13 protein-coding genes and 1 tRNA gene are annotated in these 22,347 nt (G+C 41.8%); 13 read left to right on the top strand and 1 reads right to left on the bottom strand.

Annotated elements, in window-relative coordinates; genetic code table 11:
- Positions 1 to 50 precede the first annotated feature (50 nt).
- The 8 genes from FN809_RS10290 (at position 51) to ppdK (ending at position 13,097) form a co-directional block, all read left to right on the top strand.
- On the top strand, positions 51 to 1,871 hold the full coding sequence (locus FN809_RS10290; RefSeq protein WP_142533428.1) for a glycoside hydrolase family 13 protein: 1,821 nt from the start codon (positions 51 to 53) through the stop codon (positions 1,869 to 1,871).
- A gap of 20 nt (positions 1,872 to 1,891) precedes the next feature.
- A complete protein-coding gene (locus FN809_RS10285; RefSeq protein WP_142533427.1) occupies positions 1,892 to 3,193 on the top strand; it encodes a Na+/H+ antiporter NhaC family protein in 1,302 nt (433 codons plus the stop codon).
- A gap of 151 nt (positions 3,194 to 3,344) precedes the next feature.
- Entirely contained in the window at positions 3,345 to 4,253 is a 909-nt protein-coding gene (locus FN809_RS10280) for a DMT family transporter (RefSeq protein ID WP_185957527.1), read from the top strand.
- Between the two features lie 39 nt (positions 4,254 to 4,292).
- A complete protein-coding gene (locus tag FN809_RS10275; RefSeq protein ID WP_142533425.1) occupies positions 4,293 to 5,513 on the top strand; it encodes a helix-turn-helix domain-containing protein in 1,221 nt (406 codons plus the stop codon).
- Positions 5,514 to 5,634: 121 nt separating this feature from the next.
- Complete coding sequence (locus tag FN809_RS10270) at positions 5,635 to 8,238, top strand: InlB B-repeat-containing protein (protein ID WP_142533424.1); 2,604 nt, start codon at positions 5,635 to 5,637, stop codon at positions 8,236 to 8,238.
- Between the two features lie 294 nt (positions 8,239 to 8,532).
- Positions 8,533 to 8,916: an STAS/SEC14 domain-containing protein gene (locus FN809_RS10265; protein WP_142533423.1), complete on the top strand. Its 384-nt coding sequence runs from the start codon at positions 8,533 to 8,535 to the stop codon at positions 8,914 to 8,916.
- Positions 8,917 to 9,131: 215 nt separating this feature from the next.
- Positions 9,132 to 10,139 carry a dihydroorotate dehydrogenase-like protein gene (locus FN809_RS10260; protein WP_142533422.1) on the top strand — a complete coding sequence of 336 codons (1,008 nt, stop codon included), beginning with the start codon at positions 9,132 to 9,134 and terminating at the stop codon, positions 10,137 to 10,139.
- A gap of 240 nt (positions 10,140 to 10,379) precedes the next feature.
- A complete protein-coding gene (gene ppdK, locus FN809_RS10255; protein ID WP_142533421.1) occupies positions 10,380 to 13,097 on the top strand; it encodes a pyruvate, phosphate dikinase in 2,718 nt (905 codons plus the stop codon).
- 413 nt (positions 13,098 to 13,510) lie between these two features.
- On the opposite strand, the gene FN809_RS10250 is transcribed toward ppdK, so the two are convergent.
- Positions 13,511 to 14,695 carry a response regulator gene (locus tag FN809_RS10250; RefSeq protein ID WP_142533420.1) on the bottom strand — a complete coding sequence of 395 codons (1,185 nt, stop codon included), beginning with the start codon at positions 14,693 to 14,695 and terminating at the stop codon, positions 13,511 to 13,513.
- A 295-nt stretch (positions 14,696 to 14,990) separates the two neighbouring features.
- Between FN809_RS10250 and rsgA the strand changes: the two genes are divergently transcribed.
- The 5 genes from rsgA to FN809_RS10225 all read left to right on the top strand — a co-directional run bounded on the left by rsgA (position 14,991) and on the right by FN809_RS10225 (position 22,004).
- Positions 14,991 to 16,061 (top strand): ribosome small subunit-dependent GTPase A, encoded by a 1,071-nt coding sequence (rsgA, locus tag FN809_RS10245; protein WP_221929402.1) that lies wholly within the window; start codon positions 14,991 to 14,993, stop codon positions 16,059 to 16,061.
- 142 nt (positions 16,062 to 16,203) lie between these two features.
- Positions 16,204 to 18,741, top strand: coding sequence for an endonuclease MutS2 (locus FN809_RS10240; protein ID WP_142533419.1), 2,538 nt, complete (start codon positions 16,204 to 16,206; stop codon positions 18,739 to 18,741).
- Positions 18,742 to 19,035: 294 nt separating this feature from the next.
- Positions 19,036 to 19,106: transfer RNA gene (locus FN809_RS10235), tRNA-Cys, on the top strand.
- Between the two features lie 185 nt (positions 19,107 to 19,291).
- Positions 19,292 to 19,483: a YwbE family protein gene (locus FN809_RS10230; RefSeq protein ID WP_142533418.1), complete on the top strand. Its 192-nt coding sequence runs from the start codon at positions 19,292 to 19,294 to the stop codon at positions 19,481 to 19,483.
- Between the two features lie 298 nt (positions 19,484 to 19,781).
- Positions 19,782 to 22,004 (top strand): amino acid permease, encoded by a 2,223-nt coding sequence (locus FN809_RS10225; RefSeq protein ID WP_142533417.1) that lies wholly within the window; start codon positions 19,782 to 19,784, stop codon positions 22,002 to 22,004.
- Positions 22,005 to 22,347 lie beyond the last annotated feature (343 nt).

Genomic DNA, 22,347 nt, shown 5'->3' with positions numbered 1-22,347 from the left:
TTCCCGTAAGCACCTGAGCTGTAACTGATATATCAACATTTGAATCATTTATGTTACCAAATAACACAACTCAAAAAAAACAATCCCCGATACATCGCATCGAACCAGGCAATTGGTGGATAGGCATGAAATCATCTGCCCTGCAATTACTAGTGTATGGCCCACAAATAACACATGCCCGCGTAAGTATCGACTATCCCGGTATTAGCTTGCAAAAGCTTACTAAAGTTGAGAATCCCAATTACCTGTTTATCGATTTGCTGATTGATGATGCTGCCCAAGCCGGCAATGTCCCCTTAAATTTTACTATTAAGGGAGTCCATATCTGTACCTACGATTACCCCTTGCTGAATAGAGAACCCCACTCGGCTGTGCGCAAAGGTTTTGATTCGGGCGATGCCATCTATTTGATTATGCCGGATAGATTTGCCAATGGCAACCCAAGCAGCAACCATGTGGATGGCATGCGCGAAATAGCGGACAGAGCTGCCCCCTACGGAAGGCACGGCGGCGATTTGCAGGGCATACTGAGCCATTTGGATTATATCCAGGAGATGGGCTACACGGCCTTATGGCTCACCCCGGTGTTGGAAAACAACCAGCCCTCGGCATCGTACCATGGATATGCCATCACCGATTTTTATAAGATAGACGCTCGTTTGGGTTCTAACGAGGAATTTAAACTGCTGACCCGTGAATGCAACAAACGGGGCATTAAAATGATAATGGACATGGTGTTTAACCATTGTGGTAGCCACCATTGGTGGATGAACGATTTGCCCATGTTTAGTTGGGTAAATCAATGGCCCGAGTTTACGCGTTCCAACAATCGTTTAGGCATTATATCCGACCCTTATGCCTCAGATGCCGATAAGCAACTTTTGGTGAAGGGTTGGTTCGACACCGCCATGCCGGATCTGAATTTAGAAAATCCATTACTGCTCACCTACCTGATACAAAACAGCATATGGTGGATTGAATACGCCGGATTGCAAGGCATACGGATGGATACCTATCCATATCCCGATAAACGGAGCATGGCGATTTGGGCGAAACGTATATTAAACGAATATCCCAATTTTAACCTGGTAGGGGAGTGCTGGATTAACGAGGCGGCTAAATTGTGTTACTGGCAAAAGGACTTCCCCGGCAAGGGCGGTTACAACTCGCACTTACCCAGCCTTATGGACTTCCCCCTGCAAGAGGCCATTAAATATGCTTTTAACGAGGCAGAAGGATGGACGACCGGAATGGCCCGATTGTACAATGCTTTGGCCAACGACCATCTGTACCCGAAGCCGATGAACCTGATGGTTTTTGCCGATAATCACGACGAGGGGCGCATATTTCACCTGCTTGGTAATGATATCGCCAAACTTAAGATGGCACTTACCTATGCAGCAACAATACGTGGCATACTGCAAATTTATTACGGAACAGAACTGCTGATGGATGGCAACGGTTGGGATGGTCACGATAAAATACGTTTAGACTTTCCGGGTGGATGGGATTCGGATACCGTAAACGCATTTACCCTAAAGGGAAGAACCAGGGAGCAAAACAATATTTTTAATCATATTAAAAAATTGCTGAATTACCGCAAACAGTCCGAAGCGCTGAAATACGGAAAAACACTTCATTTTATCCCGGAAGAGGGCATCTATGTTTATTTTAGATATACGGATAATCAAACCGTAATGGTAATCCTGAACAATAATACCAAAGGCAGTAAAAAAGTCCACAGCATGCGGTTTAGAGAAGTGATGGGTGGTTTTACCCATGGAACAAATATCATATCAGGGCGAAAACTGATAGATTTAAAAAATATTAATACCAAAGCCAAGACAGCCATGGTGCTTGAATTAAAATAACTTTCTTTGCAAAAAAAACAATGAACAGCAATCCGCTAAAACGGCCTGCATTAGCTTTAGTGCCCATAATTGTATTTTTAATACTCTATTTGGTTTCCTCAGTTATTGCGGGCGATTTTTATAAGATGCCCGTTCCGGTTTCCTTTCTGGTGGCCTCGGTTGTAGCCCTGGGCATGAACACCAAACGCAAATTCAGGGAACGCATAGAGACCTACCTCAAGGGGATGGGAAATTCGGGCATTATGATGATGTGCCTGATTTTTATTTTGGCCGGTGTATTTGCCAGCCTGGCCAAAGCCATGGGCGCTGTTGATGCCACGGTAAATATTGGCATTAACCTGTTGCCCGCTAACATATTAATTGCAGGTGTTTTTGTAATCGGCTGTTTTATCTCCCTTTCGGTGGGCACCTCATTGGGCACAGTGGTGGCGCTTACACCGGTAGCCATGGGCATTGCCGAGCAAACAGGCGTGTCAGCCGGGCTGGTCCTGGGGGCAGTGATAGGAGGTGCCATGTTTGGCGACAACCTTTCTTTTATTTCGGACACTACCATTGCCGCAGCCAGAACACAGGGCTGCCGGATGAAAGATAAATTTAAAGTAAATTTCATCATCGTTTTCCCTGCCGCCGTACTCACCTTTATTATTTACTTGTTTATTAACCCCGAACAAATAGCCATTCCTTACGATGGCTCTATCGAATATCAATGGCTGAAAATTTTACCCTACTTATTTGTTATCGTGGCAGCACTGGCAGGTACCAATGTATTTTTGGTGCTTTTAATCGGGTCGGTTCTATCCGGTATTATTGGCCTTTCCATTGGTAGTTTCGACGCCTGGGGCATGGTAAATTCCATCGGCAACGGTATCGACAGCATGTCCGAAATCATCATTATTTCCATATTGGTGGGCGGTATGGTCGAGATAATCAAATACAACGGAGGCATCGATTTTATCATTCGGGTTATCAGTAAAAAAACGAAAACAAAAAAAGGTGCCGAGTACAGTCTGGCATTTCTCACCTCGGTTGTCAATATATTTACGGCCAACAATACCATTACCATTTTAATGGTAGGCCCGCTGGCCAAAGACATAGCGGCTGAGTATGGGATACCAGCGCGTAGGTCGGCCAGCATATTGGATACGTTTTCGTGCTTTATGCAGGGGCTGCTCCCGTATGGTGCCCAGCTATTGGCAGTGATAGGTTTGGCCGGAGCCATAATAACACCATTTGGCATAATGCAATTTTTATTTTATCCCTACTTGATGGGCTTTATTTCCTTATTGGCTATCACGTTTGGTTTTCCCAGGTTAAAGGGTTAAATAGTACCTTTTCTCTAACACTAGCTGTCCCGCCAAAACGGGAGGAGAGGCCTTATTGGCTGGTTCCATCGAAACGAAGTTCTTTCCAATGCCATAAAGAATTAATCCTTTAATGAGGAAAATACCAATAAGAACAAATATTTATGACGAGATGAAAAATACCATTAGGCAGACTTATTTCCTTGCCATCATTGCCTGCTTGCTTTGGTCAACAGCATTTGCAGGAATAAAAATAGGCTTGGAATATACCACGCCCCTGCAATTTGCCGGGATACGCTTTTTTTTAGCGGGAATCATACTTTTCCCTCTTGTTAAAAACAGGAAAAACATTACCCTTGCAATCAAACACCATTTTTGGCTTATACTAAAGATATCGCTGTTCCAGACCATGATTTTGTACAGTTTATTTTACCTCGGTGTAAGCCTGGTTCCTGGTGCCATTGCAGCCATCTTCATCGGTTCGTCGCCCTTGTTTGCCGCTATCGTATCGTCGCTGATGCAGAAAAACGACAAGCTAACCCTACCCAAAATGCTTACCATATCCCTGGGCATCGCAGGTATCGTGCTGATTGCCTACCATAAGGAATGGAGCGATAAGGACGAGCTGAAACAATTGTTGGGTATGGGTATTTTAATTGCAGCCAATATATCCTCGGGCGTGGGCAATGTTTTCGTATCCCGACAAAAAGGAAAAATTCCACCTACTACCTTAAATGCCTTACAAATGAGCCTGGGCGGCTTGGTGTTGTTTGTAGGTTCTTTGTTTTACGAACCCTTTACGGGCTTTAACCATCCACCTGCCTATTTTATTTCGTTGGCCTGGCTTAGTTTTCTTTCGGCGGCTGCTTTTAGTATATGGTTTAAACTCCTGCAGCGCCCCGGCGTATTGGTTTCGGACCTGAATATTTGGAAATTTATAGTGCCCATCTTTGGGGCAATATTGAGCTGGTTACTCCTGCCCGATGAACAACCCGAACTCATACCCATTATAGGAATGCTCATTATTGCTGTTTCCTTGATAATGTATAATTTTGTGAACAGAAAGGCCAGAATAAAATAAGGTAACCTGCAGTATTTGTGAGTTTATAAAAGACAAACCATGTTAAACTATTCCTATATATTTCTGCTATTCCCTTTTATCGTAAGCCTTATTTGGTTTTTCACTTTTATATTCAGCAAAATATCATTGCGAAACCCCAGGTTCATCATGGCTTTGTTCATGGCGTGCGGTAGCATTACATTTCTCTCCGGTATAGGCATGTACGGTGGAGCATTACATATCTATAAAATAGTTTACCCCTTTGTGTTTTTTACCGCTCTGGCTTTATTTCCGCTATTTTATATTTATGTGCTCCAAATTGTGACCCCATCGAAAATACGTAAGCAACTTTTTATTCATTTCGTGCCGGCCGGAATCTTGCTCTGTTGCTCGGTAATCCTGTACGCGCTACTTATGAGTCCGGAAGAAAAACTTTATTATATAAATCAATTTCTACTCAATAAAACGTCTGTTGCCGATGAGGTGTATCGAAAATTTAGCTTGATGAAATTCGTTGACACAACAGCCAAACTATCCTATATACTTCTTTCTATTGTTTATTATATAGCCACGGTTCGTCTGGTGAACAAGCACCAAAAAACCATTGAAGATTATTATTCTTCGCTTAAAGCGGTATCCCTGGATTGGGTAAAAACACTCGGCATCTTTTTTGTGCTGGCCGTTATTTCCGGTATCGCTGTGCATTGGTTCCATCGCCGCGATATTCTCGACAACGACATGTTGTCATCCATCCCGTTTCTGTTTTTGGGCATCTTCTTTGCCATGATTGGCAATCATAGCAACCGGCAAAGTGTTAATATATTTCCCTCTAAAAATTTAGAAAGCGACGAATCGGAAGATACAAGCGTACTGAAAAGTCTGCCCGAAGAAAACACAAATGACGGGGAAGACGAAAACTCCGGTACAATCCCGGACGGATTAAAAGATAAACTGGAAATTTATTTTTCCGAAAAACGCCCTTACCTCAATCCCGAACTAAAAATATGGGACGTGGCACGCCACCTCAATACCAACCGTACTTATATTTCGCGTCTGATAAACCAGGCGCATGGTGTCCGATTTTCGGTTTTCGTAAACCGTTACCGGATACAGGAGGCGAAAGAAATGATGACGCATCCCAAAACCGGTCAATACTCGCTTTCGGTAATCGCCGGCATGTCGGGCTTCGTCAATTACTCCTCTTTTGTGCGGGCTTTCAGGCAATTCGAGGGTATTGCCCCCAATGAATTCCGTCAGAGAAACACGGCGTTTAATCAATAGTTCCCCGCTTTTTTACCTTTTTATAGCACGTTTTACCTTTTGCACGAACGCAAATTCATCGCACACGTATTTTTAGCGAGAAGAATATATTATTGACTACTCATAATTGAAATTTACCGCGATGAAAAAAAATTTATCATTTCTATGTATCCTTACTTTGCTTTGCATAGGCACTTATTCAACTTTAAACGCGCAAAGTTACCAGACTGAAATTTTTACCGGAGAATCCTATTCAACCGCCTCTTATGTTGGCTATTCTCATGGTCACAGGTCAAATCTTTATAAAGACAATGCCGGCACTTTGCATTTGGTGGTGGTGGATAATTATAAGTTGAAATATTTAACCAGTTCGGATGAAGGATTGAATTGGCAGGAACAATCCGTCCCCTCTGAATTTGATGGAAAAATTTCCAATGCCATGATTAAGGGAAATGGAAACGGAGATTTGTTTCTTGCCATAGATGTTAGACCAGGTTATGACTATGGAAATTCAATTTCATTGGACTACTACTTTTGGCGCCATATTTATGTGTATAAATATACGGGTAACGCATGGCAACAAGAGGCCATAGAAACACCCGGCCAAACCATGGGCGGTAAGGTGATAAGAGACCTTTTGGTTGATGAGGATGGAACGGTGCATTTAATTACCATATATAGCGGCTGGTGGGATTATGGCGGAAAAGCTTATGAATTTAGGAGGGATCCCATCACCGGAGCCTGGCAAACCATTACAATAGCCGATTATAGCGACACCGGAGTTGATAGCGGTATGGGCTATTTCTCTGCTATAAAGCAACAGGACGGCTCCATAGCCGGACTTTATTGGAGAAATAAAGGTAACGGAGAATTGGGCTATAGAACGTGTGTGGATGGTGCCTGGGGCGCACCGGTGGTTATTTCTTCGGCTGCTAAAAACTATATGGATATTTGCAGACATTCCGATGGAAACCCACGTATTGTTTATATAACTAAATCTTCTCCACAGAAAATAATGTATAAATCGGTACTTGACAACAGCCCGGGAGAAGAAATTTTGACACTTGCAGAGGGGCAAGCAGTAAATGCAGTAAATGTTCACGCCAATGCTATGGGTAAAGAAACCATAATTGTTAGTATAGCAGGCGAACGTGCCATGTACGCAGAAAAATATCCGGAGGACGAAACCTGGCCTACCGAATTTCAGCAAGTTCCCTTGATTGAGGCTGCCTATGGCCTTTCAACTGTGTCATCTTCATCGGATGCATTGGTCAATTTTTCGTGTACCTATATAGATTATAAAAAGAATGGCATCTATGGTCCCCACGGCCCAAACGTTCGGTACTTTTTTAATGTTCCCGATATGCGAATAGTCTCTTGTGTAACAGCGCCACAGGAGGGAGGAATGGTAAGTGGAGCAGGACAGTACGAAAACAATGCCGCTGTATCATTAACAGCTACCGCTAACAGTGGTTATATTTTTACCGAATGGAGCGAAGGCGGAACTATACTTTCATCTGAAAATCCGTTGACATTTAGTGCAACAGGTAATCGCACCATAAGCGCACATTTTGTTCCTGTTCACAATATTATTGTGCAACCCTCGGCTAATGGATTGGTACAAGTTTTAAATGGTGCAAGTGAGGTTCTTCTTCCTGATAATGAAATTACAGGCAGTTATATTATTCGCGAAAATGAGAATGTGCAAATTAAATGCATTCCGGGCATAGGCTATCATTTTGTTGAATGGCAGGAGGCTGGAAGTTTATTGAGTACAGATAATCCTTACGTACTGACGGTAACCGAAGATAGAACATTTACGGCTGTGTTGGAGATCAATACTTACAACCTTACCTACACTGCCGGTGCAAACGGTTCTATCAGTGGTGCTGCCTCCCAGAGTGCAAAACACGGTCAGGATGGCACTGAGGTAACAGCGGTTCCCAATCAAGGCTATCATTTTGTACAATGGAGCGATGGTGTAACAACAGCTGCCAGATCCGATATGTCAGTTCAAGCAGACATAAATGTGAGCGCTGAGTTTGCTATCAATACTTACAGTCTTACCTATACTGCCGGCGTAAACGGTTCTATCAGTGGTGCTGCCTCGCAGAGTGTAGATCACGGTCAGGATGGTGCAGAAGTTACAGCGGTTCCCGATCAAGGTTATCATTTTGTACAATGGAGTGATGGTGTAACAACAGCGGCCAGAACCGATATGGCGGTAAATGGAGACATAAATGTGAGCGCTGAATTTGCTATTAATAAATGGGTGGTGACTTTTAGCGTAACCATGGACGGGGAAGCTGTTGAAAATGCCCTTATACAAATTGAGAGTGTTGGAGAAGATATATTGACAAATTATGCAGGCGAGGCTACAATCGAATTGCCCAATGGGAGTTACACCTATCAGGTAACAGTAAACGCTGTGTCTGTTCATGATGCCGTATTACTTGTTGCTGATATGGATGTTTCTGAAGCAATAGTTTTAACAGCGACCTCAATGGCCTCCACAGCACCGTCATCTGTTAAAGTTTGGCCAAACCCTGCAACTAAAATTGTTTTTGTAGAAGGGGTATTGCAAATTTCTAAAACAGAAATTTTTAATGTAGATGGTAGTTTAATCTATTCAACCCCTATGCAAAATAACGCGATTGACATATCACGTTTACCAATGGGGATATATATATTCAGAATTACAGATGTACAAGGAAATATAATAAGTAAGCGCATTATTAAAAAATAGGTAATAAAAGATTGCTTATAATTAATCAGGGTATCCCATTTTGGTGAAACCCTGATTTTATATGCGCTTTGCAATAGTATTGTTAATGTGGGGGAGTAAATACTTCCCGGGGGTAAAGTAATACTACGCTCTATACCCATAATACAGAACTGCCTTCCGCAATATCGTGGGAGGCAGTTACTGTTTTAATTGCAGGTTTATATTTTTTAAAACTTCATATCGGTCTAAAGTAATTTATCGTTATATTGTAGCTATAAACTAGTTGGCCCCGTTCCAACACTACAGACATCAATTATGAAGTTTTCGATAAGCGTGGATCATGACTTGAGGATAGTTAGATATACACATTCGGGATTGATAACAAAAGAAGATATCGGCGAAGCGTGGGCGGAACTATTAACTATGAAAGAATTTACCCAGCTAAATTATAACCTGTTATCCGATTACAGAAAAGGCAAATTTGAAATACCGCTGGATGCCTTACCCGAGATAATAGAGTTCTTGCATACGGTAAAGCACGTTGTTCAGGCCAAAAAGCAGGCACTTATTGTGAATGATCCATATTCGGTTGCTGCATCCATACTTTTTTTGGAGAAAGTAGGTAAAGAAACCGGTTTTGAAGTTCAGGTGTTTTCTACAAAAGTATCCGCACTAAACTGGCTTATAGCCAAGTTGTGAACAAAGTCAGCGAGGCTGGAGTTTTTTTCCCTGAATGGATGCCTTCCATAAAATACTAATGAGTTCTTATTTTTAATAGAAAACAAATAGCGTAGGCAAAGAATTAATATCCACAAACATATTAGTCAGTTTACAATTGTTTATGTATTTTTACGTATCAACTTTTAATTATCATCAATTGTTAAATACACTATAATCCCTTAACAAATAAAAACATGGATCTAAAAACTACCTACATGGGAATTGAACTCAAAAATCCCATTATAGTTGGAGCCAGCAATTTGGTTACCAATGTAAAGATGGCTCAAAAACTGGAAGAGGCAGGAGCGGCAGCAATAGTTTATAAATCACTTTTTGAAGAACAGATACACTTGGAGTCTGCCGAACTGGAGGAGGATTTGAGCGAATATGAGCATCGTCATGCAGAGATGATTACCCTGTTTCCCCAGGTTGAACATAGTGGCCCCAAACTTCATTTGATGGGGCTTAAAGAGGTGGTTGATGCTGTTTCAATTCCTGTTTTTGCCAGTTTAAATTGTGTGTACGATGTTAGTTGGGTCGAGTATGCCCAATATCTGGAGCAAACAGGGGTGGCAGGTATAGAGCTTAATTTTTATCACACTATATCCGAAAATCAAAAAAGCTCGTCGGATATTGAAAAAGAACAATTGAATGTGTTTAAAAAGGTGAAAGAGGCGCTAAAAATACCCGTAAGTATTAAATTGAGCCCCTATTATGCCAATACATTGAATGTGATTCGCAACTTTGATGAGGCGGGTACAGATGGTTTCGTTTTATTCAACCGTTTTTTTCAGCCCGATATCGATATCGAAACGGAAGAATTAAAAATGCCCTATAACCTAAGCAGCAAAAACGACAACAGACTTTCCTTGCGTTATGTTGGCTTAGTTTCCGGTACCGTTAAAGGTTCCTTATGTGCATCCAATGGAATTCACGATTCAGAAGATTTAATAACGGTATTATTGGCCGGCACAGATGTGGTGCAGGTTGTGAGCACGGTTTATAAAAACGGTGTATCGGAAATCACTACCATGCTCGAAGATTTAAATGTATGGATGAAAAATAAGGGTTATACTAAGTTAAGTGATTTTAAAGGGAAGCTGTCAAAGGAAAACCTAACAGAGCCTTTCGCTTATAAAAGAGCGCAGTATGTCGATTATTTGATGAAATCGAAAGATATTATTAAAAAATATATGGTGTAAACCCATGTTTACAAATATTATATTTAAAGAGGTGCTTAACAGTACCTCTTTTTTTTTGGTTGTAACCGGTAAAATGGATTGTTTATATGGCCACTTCCTGCATTCATTACAGTAAAAAACAATCCCGTTGTGAAGAAGTGACCAGAGGCATTTTTATTCTCAAAAAAAAACGTTTACTTTATTAGCGCTTAAAATAAATACCTAACAATTCAAAATTCTAACTTATAAAATTCCTTAATTATGGCTGTAAAAAGAGTTTATACCTTCGGAAATGGAAAAGCCGAAGGAAGGGTTGACATGAAAAATCTGCTGGGCGGTAAGGGTGCGAACCTGGCCGAAATGAATTTGATTGGCGTACCGGTGCCCCCCGGGTTTACCATAACCACAGATGCCTGTATCGAATACAATAAATTAGGTAAAGATGCTATTGTTGACCTTTTGAAAGCCGAGGTTGAAGCCGCTGTTAAAAATGTAGAGGCCTTAACCAATACTTCCTTCGGCGATAAAAATAATCCTCTTTTGGTTTCCGTACGCTCAGGTGCCAGAGCATCAATGCCCGGTATGATGGATACGGTACTTAACTTAGGACTCAATGATGATTCCGTTGCAGGAATTGCTGCCAAATCAAATAACGATCGTTTTGCCTGGGATTCTTACCGTCGCTTTGTGCAGATGTACGGCGATGTTGTGTTGGGCATGAAACCAGAATCGAAAGAAGAGATTGATCCCTTCGAACGCATAATGGAAGAGGTGAAGGAGCGCAAAGGGGTTGATTTAGATACCGATTTGGATGTGGAAGACTTAAAAGAGCTGGTTACTTTATTTAAGCTTGCTGTAAAAGAACAAACAGGTCATGATTTTCCGGAAAGTGCCTGGGAGCAACTGTGGGGTGCGGTTACAGCCGTTTTTGACAGTTGGAATACCGATAGGGCAAAAATATATCGCCGCATGGAAGGCATACCCGATGAATGGGGAACTGCCGTTAATGTTCAGGCCATGGTGTATGGTAATATGGGGGATAACTCGGCCACAGGGGTAGCCTTTACCAGGGATGCCGGAACAGGTGAAAATATATTTAATGGCGAATACCTTATCAATGCACAGGGCGAAGATGTGGTTGCCGGTATACGCACACCACAGCAAATAACCAAAGAAGGCTCTCTACGCTGGGCCGAGCTTCAGGGGGTTACTGAAGAGGACAGAGTAGATATGTATCCTTCGCTCGAAGAGGCGATGCCAAAAGTGTACAAGGAATTGGATGCCGTTCAGAAAAAATTGGAACACCATTATAAGGATATGCAAGATCTTGAGTTTACCGTTCAGGATGGTAAATTATGGTTGCTGCAAACACGAAACGGTAAGCGAACGGGTGCGGCTATGGTAAAAATTGCGATGGATATGTACCGCGAAAAAATTATCGACGATAAAATGGTTTTGATGCGTATTGAAGCCAATAAGCTGGACGAACTTTTACATCCGGTTTTTGATCTGGATGCCATTACTTCTGCTCAGGAGTTGGCAAGGGGATTGCCTGCATCGCCGGGAGCAGCCTCCGGACAAATTGTTTTCTTTGCCGATGAGGCCAAAAAGTATCCGGTAACTATCCTGGTGCGCACCGAAACATCACCCGAAGATTTAGAAGGCATGGTAGTGGCCAAGGGCATACTCACCGCCAGAGGGGGGATGACATCGCACGCTGCCGTAGTAGCACGCGGAATGGGTAAGTGCTGCGTATCTGGTGCCGGTGCCTTAAAAATTGATTACAAAGAACGTGTGATGCGTATAGATGGTAAAGTGTATAAAGAAGGGGATTGGATATCGTTGAACGGTTCAACAGGTAAGGTTTATGGCGGAAGCGTTAAAACAACTCAGCCTGATTTAGATGGCGATTTCGGTCATATCATGGATTTTGCTACAAAACACACCCGGATGAATGTACGCACCAATGCCGACACGCCCAAGGATGCCAGGGTAGCACGCGATTTTGGTGCCCAGGGTATTGGTTTATGCCGCACAGAGCATATGTTTTTTGAAGGTGGCAGGATAAAATCGGTACGCGAAATGATTCTTTCGTCGGATGAAAACGGAAGAAGAGCTGCATTGGATAAACTGCTTCCTTATCAACGTGAGGACTTTGAAGGTATATTTGAAGCCATGGACGGGTACAGCGTTACCATTCGTTTGCTGGATCCGCCTTTACATGAGTTTGTACCGCATACCGAAGCCGCCCAGCAAGATATGGCCACGGAAATGGGAATCAGCCTGGCTGAGGTGAAAACAAAAATTTCGGATTTGGAGGAAATTAACCCCATGTTAGGTCATCGTGGTTGCCGTTTAGGGAATACTTATCCCGAAATTACCGAAATGCAAACCCGGGCAATTATAGAGGCAGCTATTAATCTTAAGAAAAAAGGTGTTATTGCAAAACCCGAAATTATGGTACCCCTCATTGGTACAGTGGAAGAATTGAAAATGCAAAACGACATTATCCGCAAAACAGCCGACCTCGTATTTGCCGAAAAAGGGGATAAAGTAGACTACTTGGTAGGTACCATGATAGAAATACCGCGTGCCGCCTTATTAGCCGACAAGGTGGCCGAAGTGGCCGAGTTCTTTTCGTTTGGTACCAATGATTTAACGCAGATGGCCTTCGGTTACTCACGCGATGATGCCAATAAGTTTTTACCTGTTTATCTCGAAAAAGGTATTCTTAAAACAGATCCCTTCCAGGTGCTGGATCAAGAAGGGGTGGGGCAACTGGTTGAAATGGGAACCCAAAGAGGACGTTTTACCAAGCCCGACCTTAAGGTAGGTATTTGTGGCGAACATGGAGGTGAGCCTAAGTCTGTAGAGTTTTGCGACTCAGTGGGGATGAACTATGTTTCGTGTTCCCCTTTCAGAGTGCCGATAGCCCGGGTGGCCGCAGCCCAGGCTAATATCAAAAAGGATCTAAAATAAGTTTATAATATTGGATGAGTAAAAAGGCGGGTCTATAACAGATCTGCCTTTTTTAATGTGAAATAAACTTATATCTCAAAGAGAATTAGTTATTGCATGTTGGCAGTAAGCGGAAAACGATTTGCTATGCAACCATAATACTAAAAATGCACCTATATTGTAAACAGGTTAAAATATGAAAATTTCTTTTCTAACAGAGTGTAAACTGAATTCTGTCCGATGTTTATTTTGCGTTTTCAAATTAACTCATATTTTTTCGTTGAACCAATTTCTAAAAGCTTATTCAGGTAGCGATCATGTTCTGTCAAGGGTGGCTGAGGTACGTGCCGCAAACGCTGCAGCGCGTATAAATCAATCTTAACTCAACGCAAAACTTATTACTGTAAAGCCTCCCGCTTTCCGATTCCTCATTTTTAACCCTTATATCGATATCCCATTAGCAATACATCGTCTATCTGTTCATTGTGCCCCATCCAATCGTTAAAGTAATCAGATAAAAGCTTCTTTTGTTCTTTCATGCTTAAATTGTGTTGTTTAAGCAGCAGGGCCTTAAAATGGCCCAGCATCATTTTCCTGTTTGCCTCTCCTCCAAACTGGTCGGGGTAGCCATCTGTAAAAAAATACATGAGATCTCCCGGTCTGAGTTTAATTTTGTGATTACTAAACGGAGCTTGTGATGGATAAATTCCAACAGGCATCCTGTTCCCTTTAAATTCTATAAGTTCATTGTTGCGAATCAGGTAAATAGGAAGGTTGGCACCGGCATATTCCATGCTATCCGTTTCGGGATCAATTAAAACAATGGCCGCATCCAGCCCATCCGAAACAATATTGTTACCATCGTTGCTGAAGGTTTTAATAATAAGGGTACGCAACTGATCTAAAATGAGGTTGGGCCGATTGGTTTTTTCTATATTGATAATCTCATTAATCAGTGCCATGCTCATCATACTCATTAAAGCACCCGGTACACCATGGCCGGTACAATCGGCGACTACCAACAAAATTTTATGCGCTATCTGATGTACCAGGTAAAAGTCGCCACTAACAATGTCGCGTGGTTTATAAAATAAAAAGTGCTCGCCTAAAACTTTATCTAAATAAGATTTGTGCGGTAAAGTGGCCTCTTGTATTCGTTGTGCATAATACATGCTATCGGTGATGGTATCATAAATAGCCTCTATCGACTTTAAATACAGCAGGTTATTGTCGGCTATTTTTTTATACTTAAGTTGGTTGGCAACCCTTGCTCTGAGTACATCTTCATGAAACGGTTTATTAATAAAGTCGGATGCGCCCACCTTAAATCCTTTTACCAATGTTTCGGGTTGGTTTTGATCCGTTAAAAATATAACCGGTATATCCTTTGTAAGCTGATCTTGCTTTAGCTCTTCACAAACATCGTAACCGTTCATGTTATCCATCACCACCTCAAGTAAAATCAGGTCGGGTTGTTTTTCAGCTTTGGCTAATAAAAGTGCATTAGCACCTGATGTGGCTACTATACATTTATATTGGTCCAGTACTTTTTGTAATACCTTAATGTTCGAAGCGGAATCATCGACGATAAGTATTTTTTGCGGCTCGGGAGTGAACATAAATAAGCTTGTTGATTGCGATATAAGTTAATGAATTTAGATGGAAATGATGAATTAAAGTCTAAATTGTTGTTTGTGGGTCTCAAAACAATAAATTAGCTTTGTAACTTATGACTACTTCCATACATATCTTCTTTGCTGAGTACTTGTATTCGGTATAATGGGCAGGTGCCTTACCTGTAATAACTTCAACAATATTGTATTGAGGGCTTTGTGGCACCTGTCGGTTTAACCTTATAACATCAAATTTAACTATCACGATTAACTTATTCAATAGTGTACAAGAATCAGAAAAATGACAGATAAAAAATATATAATTTCACTTGAAAGCTTAGGTTTCGGTCCTGAATTTGAAGTGTTTAAAGCAGAAATAGGCGAGCAGAATTTAGCCAGGGTAATCGCCGAGCATAAAGAGCGGTATATCGTAAAAAACGAAAATGGTGAGTACATAGCAGAGGTAATTGGAAACCTAAGGTTTAGCGCCCATTCCAGATTTGATTTCCCAAGCGTGGGTGATTGGGTATCCATCTCGGTGTACGAAGGAGGAAAAGCATTTATACATCGCATTGCGAATCGAAAAAATGCCTTAAAAAGACAGGCAGTCGGAAAGGATGGCGAGGAGCAGATAATCGCAGCAAATATTAATTATGCATTTGTTGTTGAAGCTGTAAACAGAGATTTTAATATCAACCGCTTTCAACGTTTTCTGACCATTTGTTACGAGGCCGATATTGAGCCCATCCTTATATTAAATAAGATAGATTTAATAGGTAAGGATAAATTAAGTGAGCTCTCAAAACTAATAAGCAGCAGAATCCCGAATGTAGATTTAATAACAACAAGCTGTTACGATAGTTCCGGTATAAGTGCATTGCGAGAAGCTATACAAATTGGGAAAACCTATTGTTTTTTAGGCTCGTCAGGTGTGGGTAAGTCCACCCTTGTTAATCGGTTGTCGGGTGCTGTCATGATGCAAACCAACAGTGTCAGCGAAACAAGCGATAGGGGAAAGCATACCACATCCCACCGTCATCTGGTGGTTTTAAAAGAGGGCGGCCTACTTATCGACAATCCGGGAATGCGTGAGGTAGGCATTGCAAATGCTCAAATGGGCTTGGAGAGTAGTTTTCAGCATATTACCCGCTTATCAGAAACATGCCACTTTAAGGATTGTGCTCATCGGCACGAAAAAGGCTGTGCCGTATTGAAAGCGCTGGAGAATGGAGAGATAGGTAAAGATAACTACCAAAACTACTTGAAAATGCAACGGGAAACGGAGCATTTTGAAGCCAGTGAGCTGGATCGGAAACAAAAGGGGAAAAAGCTATCGAAATTGATTAAGCATGTGAATAACAGAAGGACATGATAATACAGTGATTCTTGATTAGGTGAATCCCCCAGCAATAAGGTTGCAGGATTCATGTTTGCTACTATTAAAAGCATGCTAAGGTAATCAAGCCATTTTTACTATTTTTGCAGCTTTAAATAAATTAAATAATACATCAGCATTGATATATCCGGAATTTTTTGAAGAGAAGATAAGGTTTAACCGTGTGCGCGAACTTGTTAAGGAACAGTGCCTGAGTTCACTGGGTAGGGAGCGTGTTGACGAAATGCGCTTTGTTACACTGCACGATGTGGTGCAGCGCTGGGTAAATCAAACCAATGAGTTTAAACGTATTTGTGTTGAGGAATCGTCGTTTCCTACGAGTTATTATATCGATGTGCGGGGACCCTTAAATAGAATTAAGGTTGAGGGTTTGTTTCTGGAGGAGAGGGAGTTATTTGACTTGCGGCGTTCGTTATTGTCAGTAAAAGAGATTGTACGTTTTTTTAAAAATAAAGAAGAACAAAACGCTTATCCCTATCTGCGGGAAATTGCTGCCAAAGTAATGGTATATCCTTATGTTTTTGAGCGTATCGATGCTATTTTAAATAAGTTTGGCAAGATAAAGGACAATGCTTCACCTGAGCTGGCACGTATACGCCACGAAATGGTGAAAAAACAAGGTAGTGTTTCGCGTAAAATGGCGGCTATCCTTAATAAAGCACGTCAGGATGGTTTGATCGAAGCCGATGTGAATGTGGCTATTCGCGACGGGCGGGCGGTTATTCCTGTGCCGGCCGGCAACAAACGCAAGCTGAGTGGTATCATACACGACGAATCGGCCACTGGCAAAACATCTTTTATCGAACCCACCGAAATTGTAGAAATTAATAATGAGATTCGCGAGCTCGAATATGCCGATCGAAGGGAGGTAAGTCGTATTTTGATTGCCTTTTCGGATAATATTCGTCCATATTTGGGCGACCTTATTTTTTCTTACGAATTTTTGGGTATTATGGATTTTATCCGTGCCAAAGCAAAATTTGCCTTACAAATAAATGCTGGCCTGCCCAACATGGTTACACATCCCGAGGTAAACTGGGAGGAGGCCACTCACCCCTTGTTGTATTTGCAGCATTCGGCCGAAGGCAAGGAAGTAGTGCCACTTACCATCCAACTCAACCGTGAACAGCGTATTGTGCTTATTTCAGGACCCAATGCGGGCGGTAAATCGGTTTGTTTGCAAACAGTGGGCTTACTCCAATATATGTTTCAGTGTGGGCTATTGGTTCCTATGGACGAGCGCAGTGCCATAGGTATCTACAAGCATATATTTATCGACATTGGCGATCAACAATCCATCGAAAACGACCTGAGTACCTACAGCTCCCATTTGGTCAATATGAAGTTTTTTCTTAAAAACGGTACCCCGGAAAGCCTCATCCTGATTGATGAGTTTGGTACCGGTACCGAGCCTGCCTTGGGCGGTGCGATTGCCGAATCAGTATTAAAAGAATATAACCGGATGGGCCTGCATGGGGTAATCACCACGCATTATACCAACTTAAAACATTATGCCTCGGGTGCACAGGGAATCGTAAATGGCGCCATGCAATTTGATACCCACCAGATTAAACCCTTGTTTAAACTGCTGACAGGCCAGCCCGGTAGCTCCTTTGCTTTTGAGATTGCCCGTAAAATTGGTCTGCCTGATCACCTGCTGGATAGTGCAAAAGAGCAAATAGGGGAGGATCATATTAATTTTGACAAACATCTGCGCGAAATAGCCCGTGACAAACGCTACTGGGAACAAAAGCGCGATAATATACGTCGTAAGGACAAGCAGTTAGAGGATGTGTACGACAAATATCTCAGCTTGCTCGAAAACAGCAAAAACGAACGTAAACTAATTATAGAGAAAGCGCGCCACGAAGCGGAACAGTTGATGGCCAATGCCAATAAGCAGATTGAACGCACCATTCGCGAGATAAAAGAGAGTCAGGCCGAGAAAGAACGAACCAAAAAAGCACGCGAAAACCTTGCCGATTTAAAAGTAAAGTTAGAGAAGCCCGACAATCAAAAGCATAAAATTGATCGTGAGATTGAACGCATTAAAAAACGTAGGAAAAGAAAAGACGAAAAAGAAGAGAGCCAAAAAGAAAATGTTGCTACAGATGCGCGGTCAGATTCAGAGATAGGGGTAAAAAAACAAACTTCAAGCACCAAAACACCGCACGACGATGTTATCCGCAAAGGGGATAAAGTTAAGCTGGAAGGACAGTCCCTGCCGGGAGAAGTAATGGAGGTAAACGGAAAAAATGCTTTGGTGGGCTTTGGACATTTAATTACTAATGTTAAAACATCGCGTTTGCAAAAAATGAGCAACAACGAAGTGAAACAAGCGCTGCGTGTACTTAACAGACCAAGTGTAGGAGCAGGTGTGGCCGAAAAAGTGAGGGAAAAAAAACTTACCTTTAAGCCCGACATCGATGTGAGAGGGCAACGGGCAGAAGAAGCCATACAAAACGTTACCGAACATATTGACGATGCTGCCATGTGCGAAGTGGCTACAGTGAAAATATTACACGGTAAAGGAAACGGCATTTTAAGACAAATGCTGCGCGAGATGCTGAATACCATGCCACATGTAAAAAGTTTTAAGGATGAGGATATTCGCTTTGGGGGGAGTGGAATCACAATTGTTGAAATAGATATTTGACAAAAATATAAAGAGGGAATAGCAATGGCACTGCGGTAATGGGGACCTGCAGCTTTTTAATTTTATCCTTTAAGCACACAGATGCTGCGCTATCTTGGTCGGGCTGAATCATACAAATGTTGAGAAAATAAACAGGCCAGGAGGTTTACCAAATAGTCCTGTGTTTTTTATTTTGCATCATAAATAATTGATTGGCGATAATTTACAGATGCAATAAGTAAAAAACGCCTCAAATGCCTTGTGTTTATTTGCGGGTAACAAAATAAATTACTTAATTTGCATCCCTAATAAAACGGTTCCTTGGCCGAGTGGTTAGGCACTGGTCTGCAAAACCAGGTACGGCGGTTCGAGTCCGCCAGGAACCTCACAAAAAACTCCCCATTTTTTTCTCCGAAACAGATAGGGAGTTTTCGCTTATACCAAAGTGTGCCTCTGCTTTAGCCAATACTATGCAAATTATTGTATGCTGCCTAAGCTAAAATGTATGGGCCCTAAGGCCTTTTGTGCGTGCAGGATAAAAAAGACAGTTAAATTTTAAAGTGACAATTCGATGGACGGAAGAGAAAGAAAAAACATTAAAGTGGGTAGCAAGGTAGCCATAGTACAAAACATGGATGCCCGTTCGGGACACCTAACCCATGGTGTGGTAAAAGAAATATTAGACGAAGATCAATTTCATTTAAAGGGCATACAGATTAAATTAAAAACAGGACAAGTAGGCCGGGTGAAGATGATAAAGTGATTGATTTTCTTTTTTTTATTCATGCCACCTGTACTATAACTGTAAGCTGCTGAATAAACTTATTTTTCTTCACCCAAAGTAAACAAGCCTTTTTCCCAAATCATCTCGTGCGATGGTTTATCCAACCCAAAAAAGCTGCTTACATTAATGCTAACCCAAAGCATTATTTTACATTTCAATGTCCTTTTGTACCTAATAGTTTTGGTGCTGATTCGGTTTTTACACCGTGGATAAGCACGCTTGCGCGCTCACCTTCGTTTTTTTTCCTATTTTTGATTTGGACTAACAACTAAGGGATATGCAAAAAACACTCACCAACCCCAATGCCTCTTTTGGTGCCATGCCGGTATTTATGACCGCCATTTCTACTATTTTGGGTGCCATACTTTTTTTACGTTTCGGGTGGGCCATTGGTAACGTTGGCTTTGTGGGCGTTATCACCATCATCATTATAGGTCATCTGGTAACTGTACCCACAGCCTTGGCCGTGGCCGAAATAGCTACCAATCAAAAAGTACAGGGCGGTGGGGCTTATTATATTATATCGCGCTCCTTTGGTCTTAACATTGGTGGTGCCATAGGTATAGCATTGTATCTTTCACAAGCCATAAGCGTGGCCTTTTACATCATTGCTTTTGGTGAGGCCTTTGATGCCATTATTCCTTATTTAAACCTGAGCCTGGATCCCGTTCTTTTTAAAAAACTGATTACCCTGTTAATGATGGGTATACTAAGTGCGGTTGTGCTTATACGCGGAGCCAACATTGGTATGAAGGCACTCTACGTAGTGGTGGGTATATTATTTTTATCCATTTTTATGGTGTTTTTAGGGTCACCTACCGGTGAGACAGTTACTTTTGAACTGAATGAAAAAACAAGTGATCCTAAACCGTTTTTTTACGTCTTCACCATTTTATTTCCGGCATTTACGGGTATTGCCGCCGGCCTTGGCTTGTCGGGCGATTTAAAGGACCCCAAACGCGCTATCCCAAGGGGTACCTTATGGGCCACGCTGGTGGGTATGGTGGTGTATATTGCCATAGCTTACAAAATGACAATGTCGGCATCCACCGAAGAATTGGCTTCCGATCAGTTGGTAATGCAGCGCATTGCTATCTGGGGTCCTATCATTCCCATCGGCCTGGCTGCCGCTACCCTTTCATCGGCTATTGGTTCCATATTGGTAGCCCCACGTACCTTGCAAGCCATAGGTTTCGATGATATTTTTCCATACCCCATACTCAATCGCTGGCTGGCCAAAGGAAAAGAGAAGGATAACGACCCGGTTAACGGAACCATTGTTACGATTGTTATTGCCTTCTTTTTTACCGGTATTGGCGATGTAAACTTTGTAGCGCAAATCATCTCCATGTTTTTTATGGTTACCTATGGTGTGATCTGTCTAATCAGCTTTTTGGAGCACTTTGCTGCCGACCCTGCCTTCCGTCCCACATTTAAGCACAACCGTTGGTATTACTCACTTGCCGGCGCAGTTTTTTCGTTCTGGCTGATGTTTAAAATGGATACTACCTACGCCTTCCTTTCTATTCTTATCATGGGCCTTATTTATATGGTTATCACAAAATACCGACCGGAACGCCGGGGGTTGGAGAAGCTTTTCAAGGGTGTGATGTTTCAGCTTAGTCGTCAGATACAAATATTTGTGCAGCGCGCCAATAAAGAGGAAGCGCACTACAACTGGCGCCCTTTTGCAGTGTGCGTTAGCGCCGATAGCTTTGAGCGGCAGTCGGCATTCGACTTGCTGGGCTGGATATCGCATAAATATGGCTTTGGTACTTACATCCATTATGTGCAGGGTATGTTAACCTACCAAACTAACCAGCAATCATCCGAAATTCTGGAGCGCTTGATTAACAGAGCCAAAGGAAGTAACACACGGGTTTATATTGATACCATCATCAGTCCCTCGTACACCTCGGCCATTGCCCAGGTAATACAGCTATCGGGTATATCAGGAAAGGGGAGTAATCTAATTCTTTTTGAGTTTCCCAGTAACAATCCCGCATCGCTAAAAAACGCCTTAGACAATTATGCCTTGTTTAATTCGTGCAAAATGGATGTATGCTTGTTGAATACTTCGATAAAAGGATTTGGTTATAAAAAAGAAATACATGTGTGGATAGGCCGGCATGATTTTTATAATGCCAACCTGATGATTTTAATGGCTTACATTATTTTGGGTCATCCCGATTGGAAAAAAGGTTTTATCAAGATATATTTTTTGGCGCCTTCGGACGATATAGATCGTGAACGCAAAAAATGGCTCGATTTGATTAAATCAGGTCGGCTGCCCATTGCACCGGGCAATGTGCAAATGATACTTTTTAGCGAAGGCGACCGTAAGGAAGAAATTATACGCAATAAAAGTCATGATGCCGACCTTACCATCACCGGCTTTTCGTCCGATGATATTAAAAAGGGCACCGAGTGCTTTACGCGCTACGATGGCATGGGAAATATTCTGTTTGTAAATGCCTACCGAAAAAAGGAAATAGAGTAAATATCGCGATTATTTATCCGTCAAATAATAGAATTATCACCGCAATGGTTTAAAATGTGTTGATTTGTCATTGTGCGTCCAATAAAAATTATATATTTGTCCATTCATTTATAAACTGTAAGTGTTCCACCACTTTTACAAATGATTTAACTCACATTGAGTACTACTAATTACAAAAACCTTTAATCGAATGGAAATCGCAAGTGATTGTTATCTTAAATTTATGGATTTGTAAGCGTAAGCCATGTTGTTTAAATAATACGACATCGCAAACGGTAGTGGATTATGCAATATTATAACAGTTTGTAATGCATGATGTAGTCCTAAATATATCGCTTTTAAA

The sequence above is a fragment of the Saccharicrinis carchari genome (assembly GCF_900182605.1).
Classification (GTDB): Bacteria; Bacteroidota; Bacteroidia; order Bacteroidales; family Marinilabiliaceae; genus Saccharicrinis; species Saccharicrinis carchari.
The sequence above is the reverse complement of the archived record's forward strand: the minus strand, read 5'-3'. Positions and strand labels throughout refer to the sequence as shown.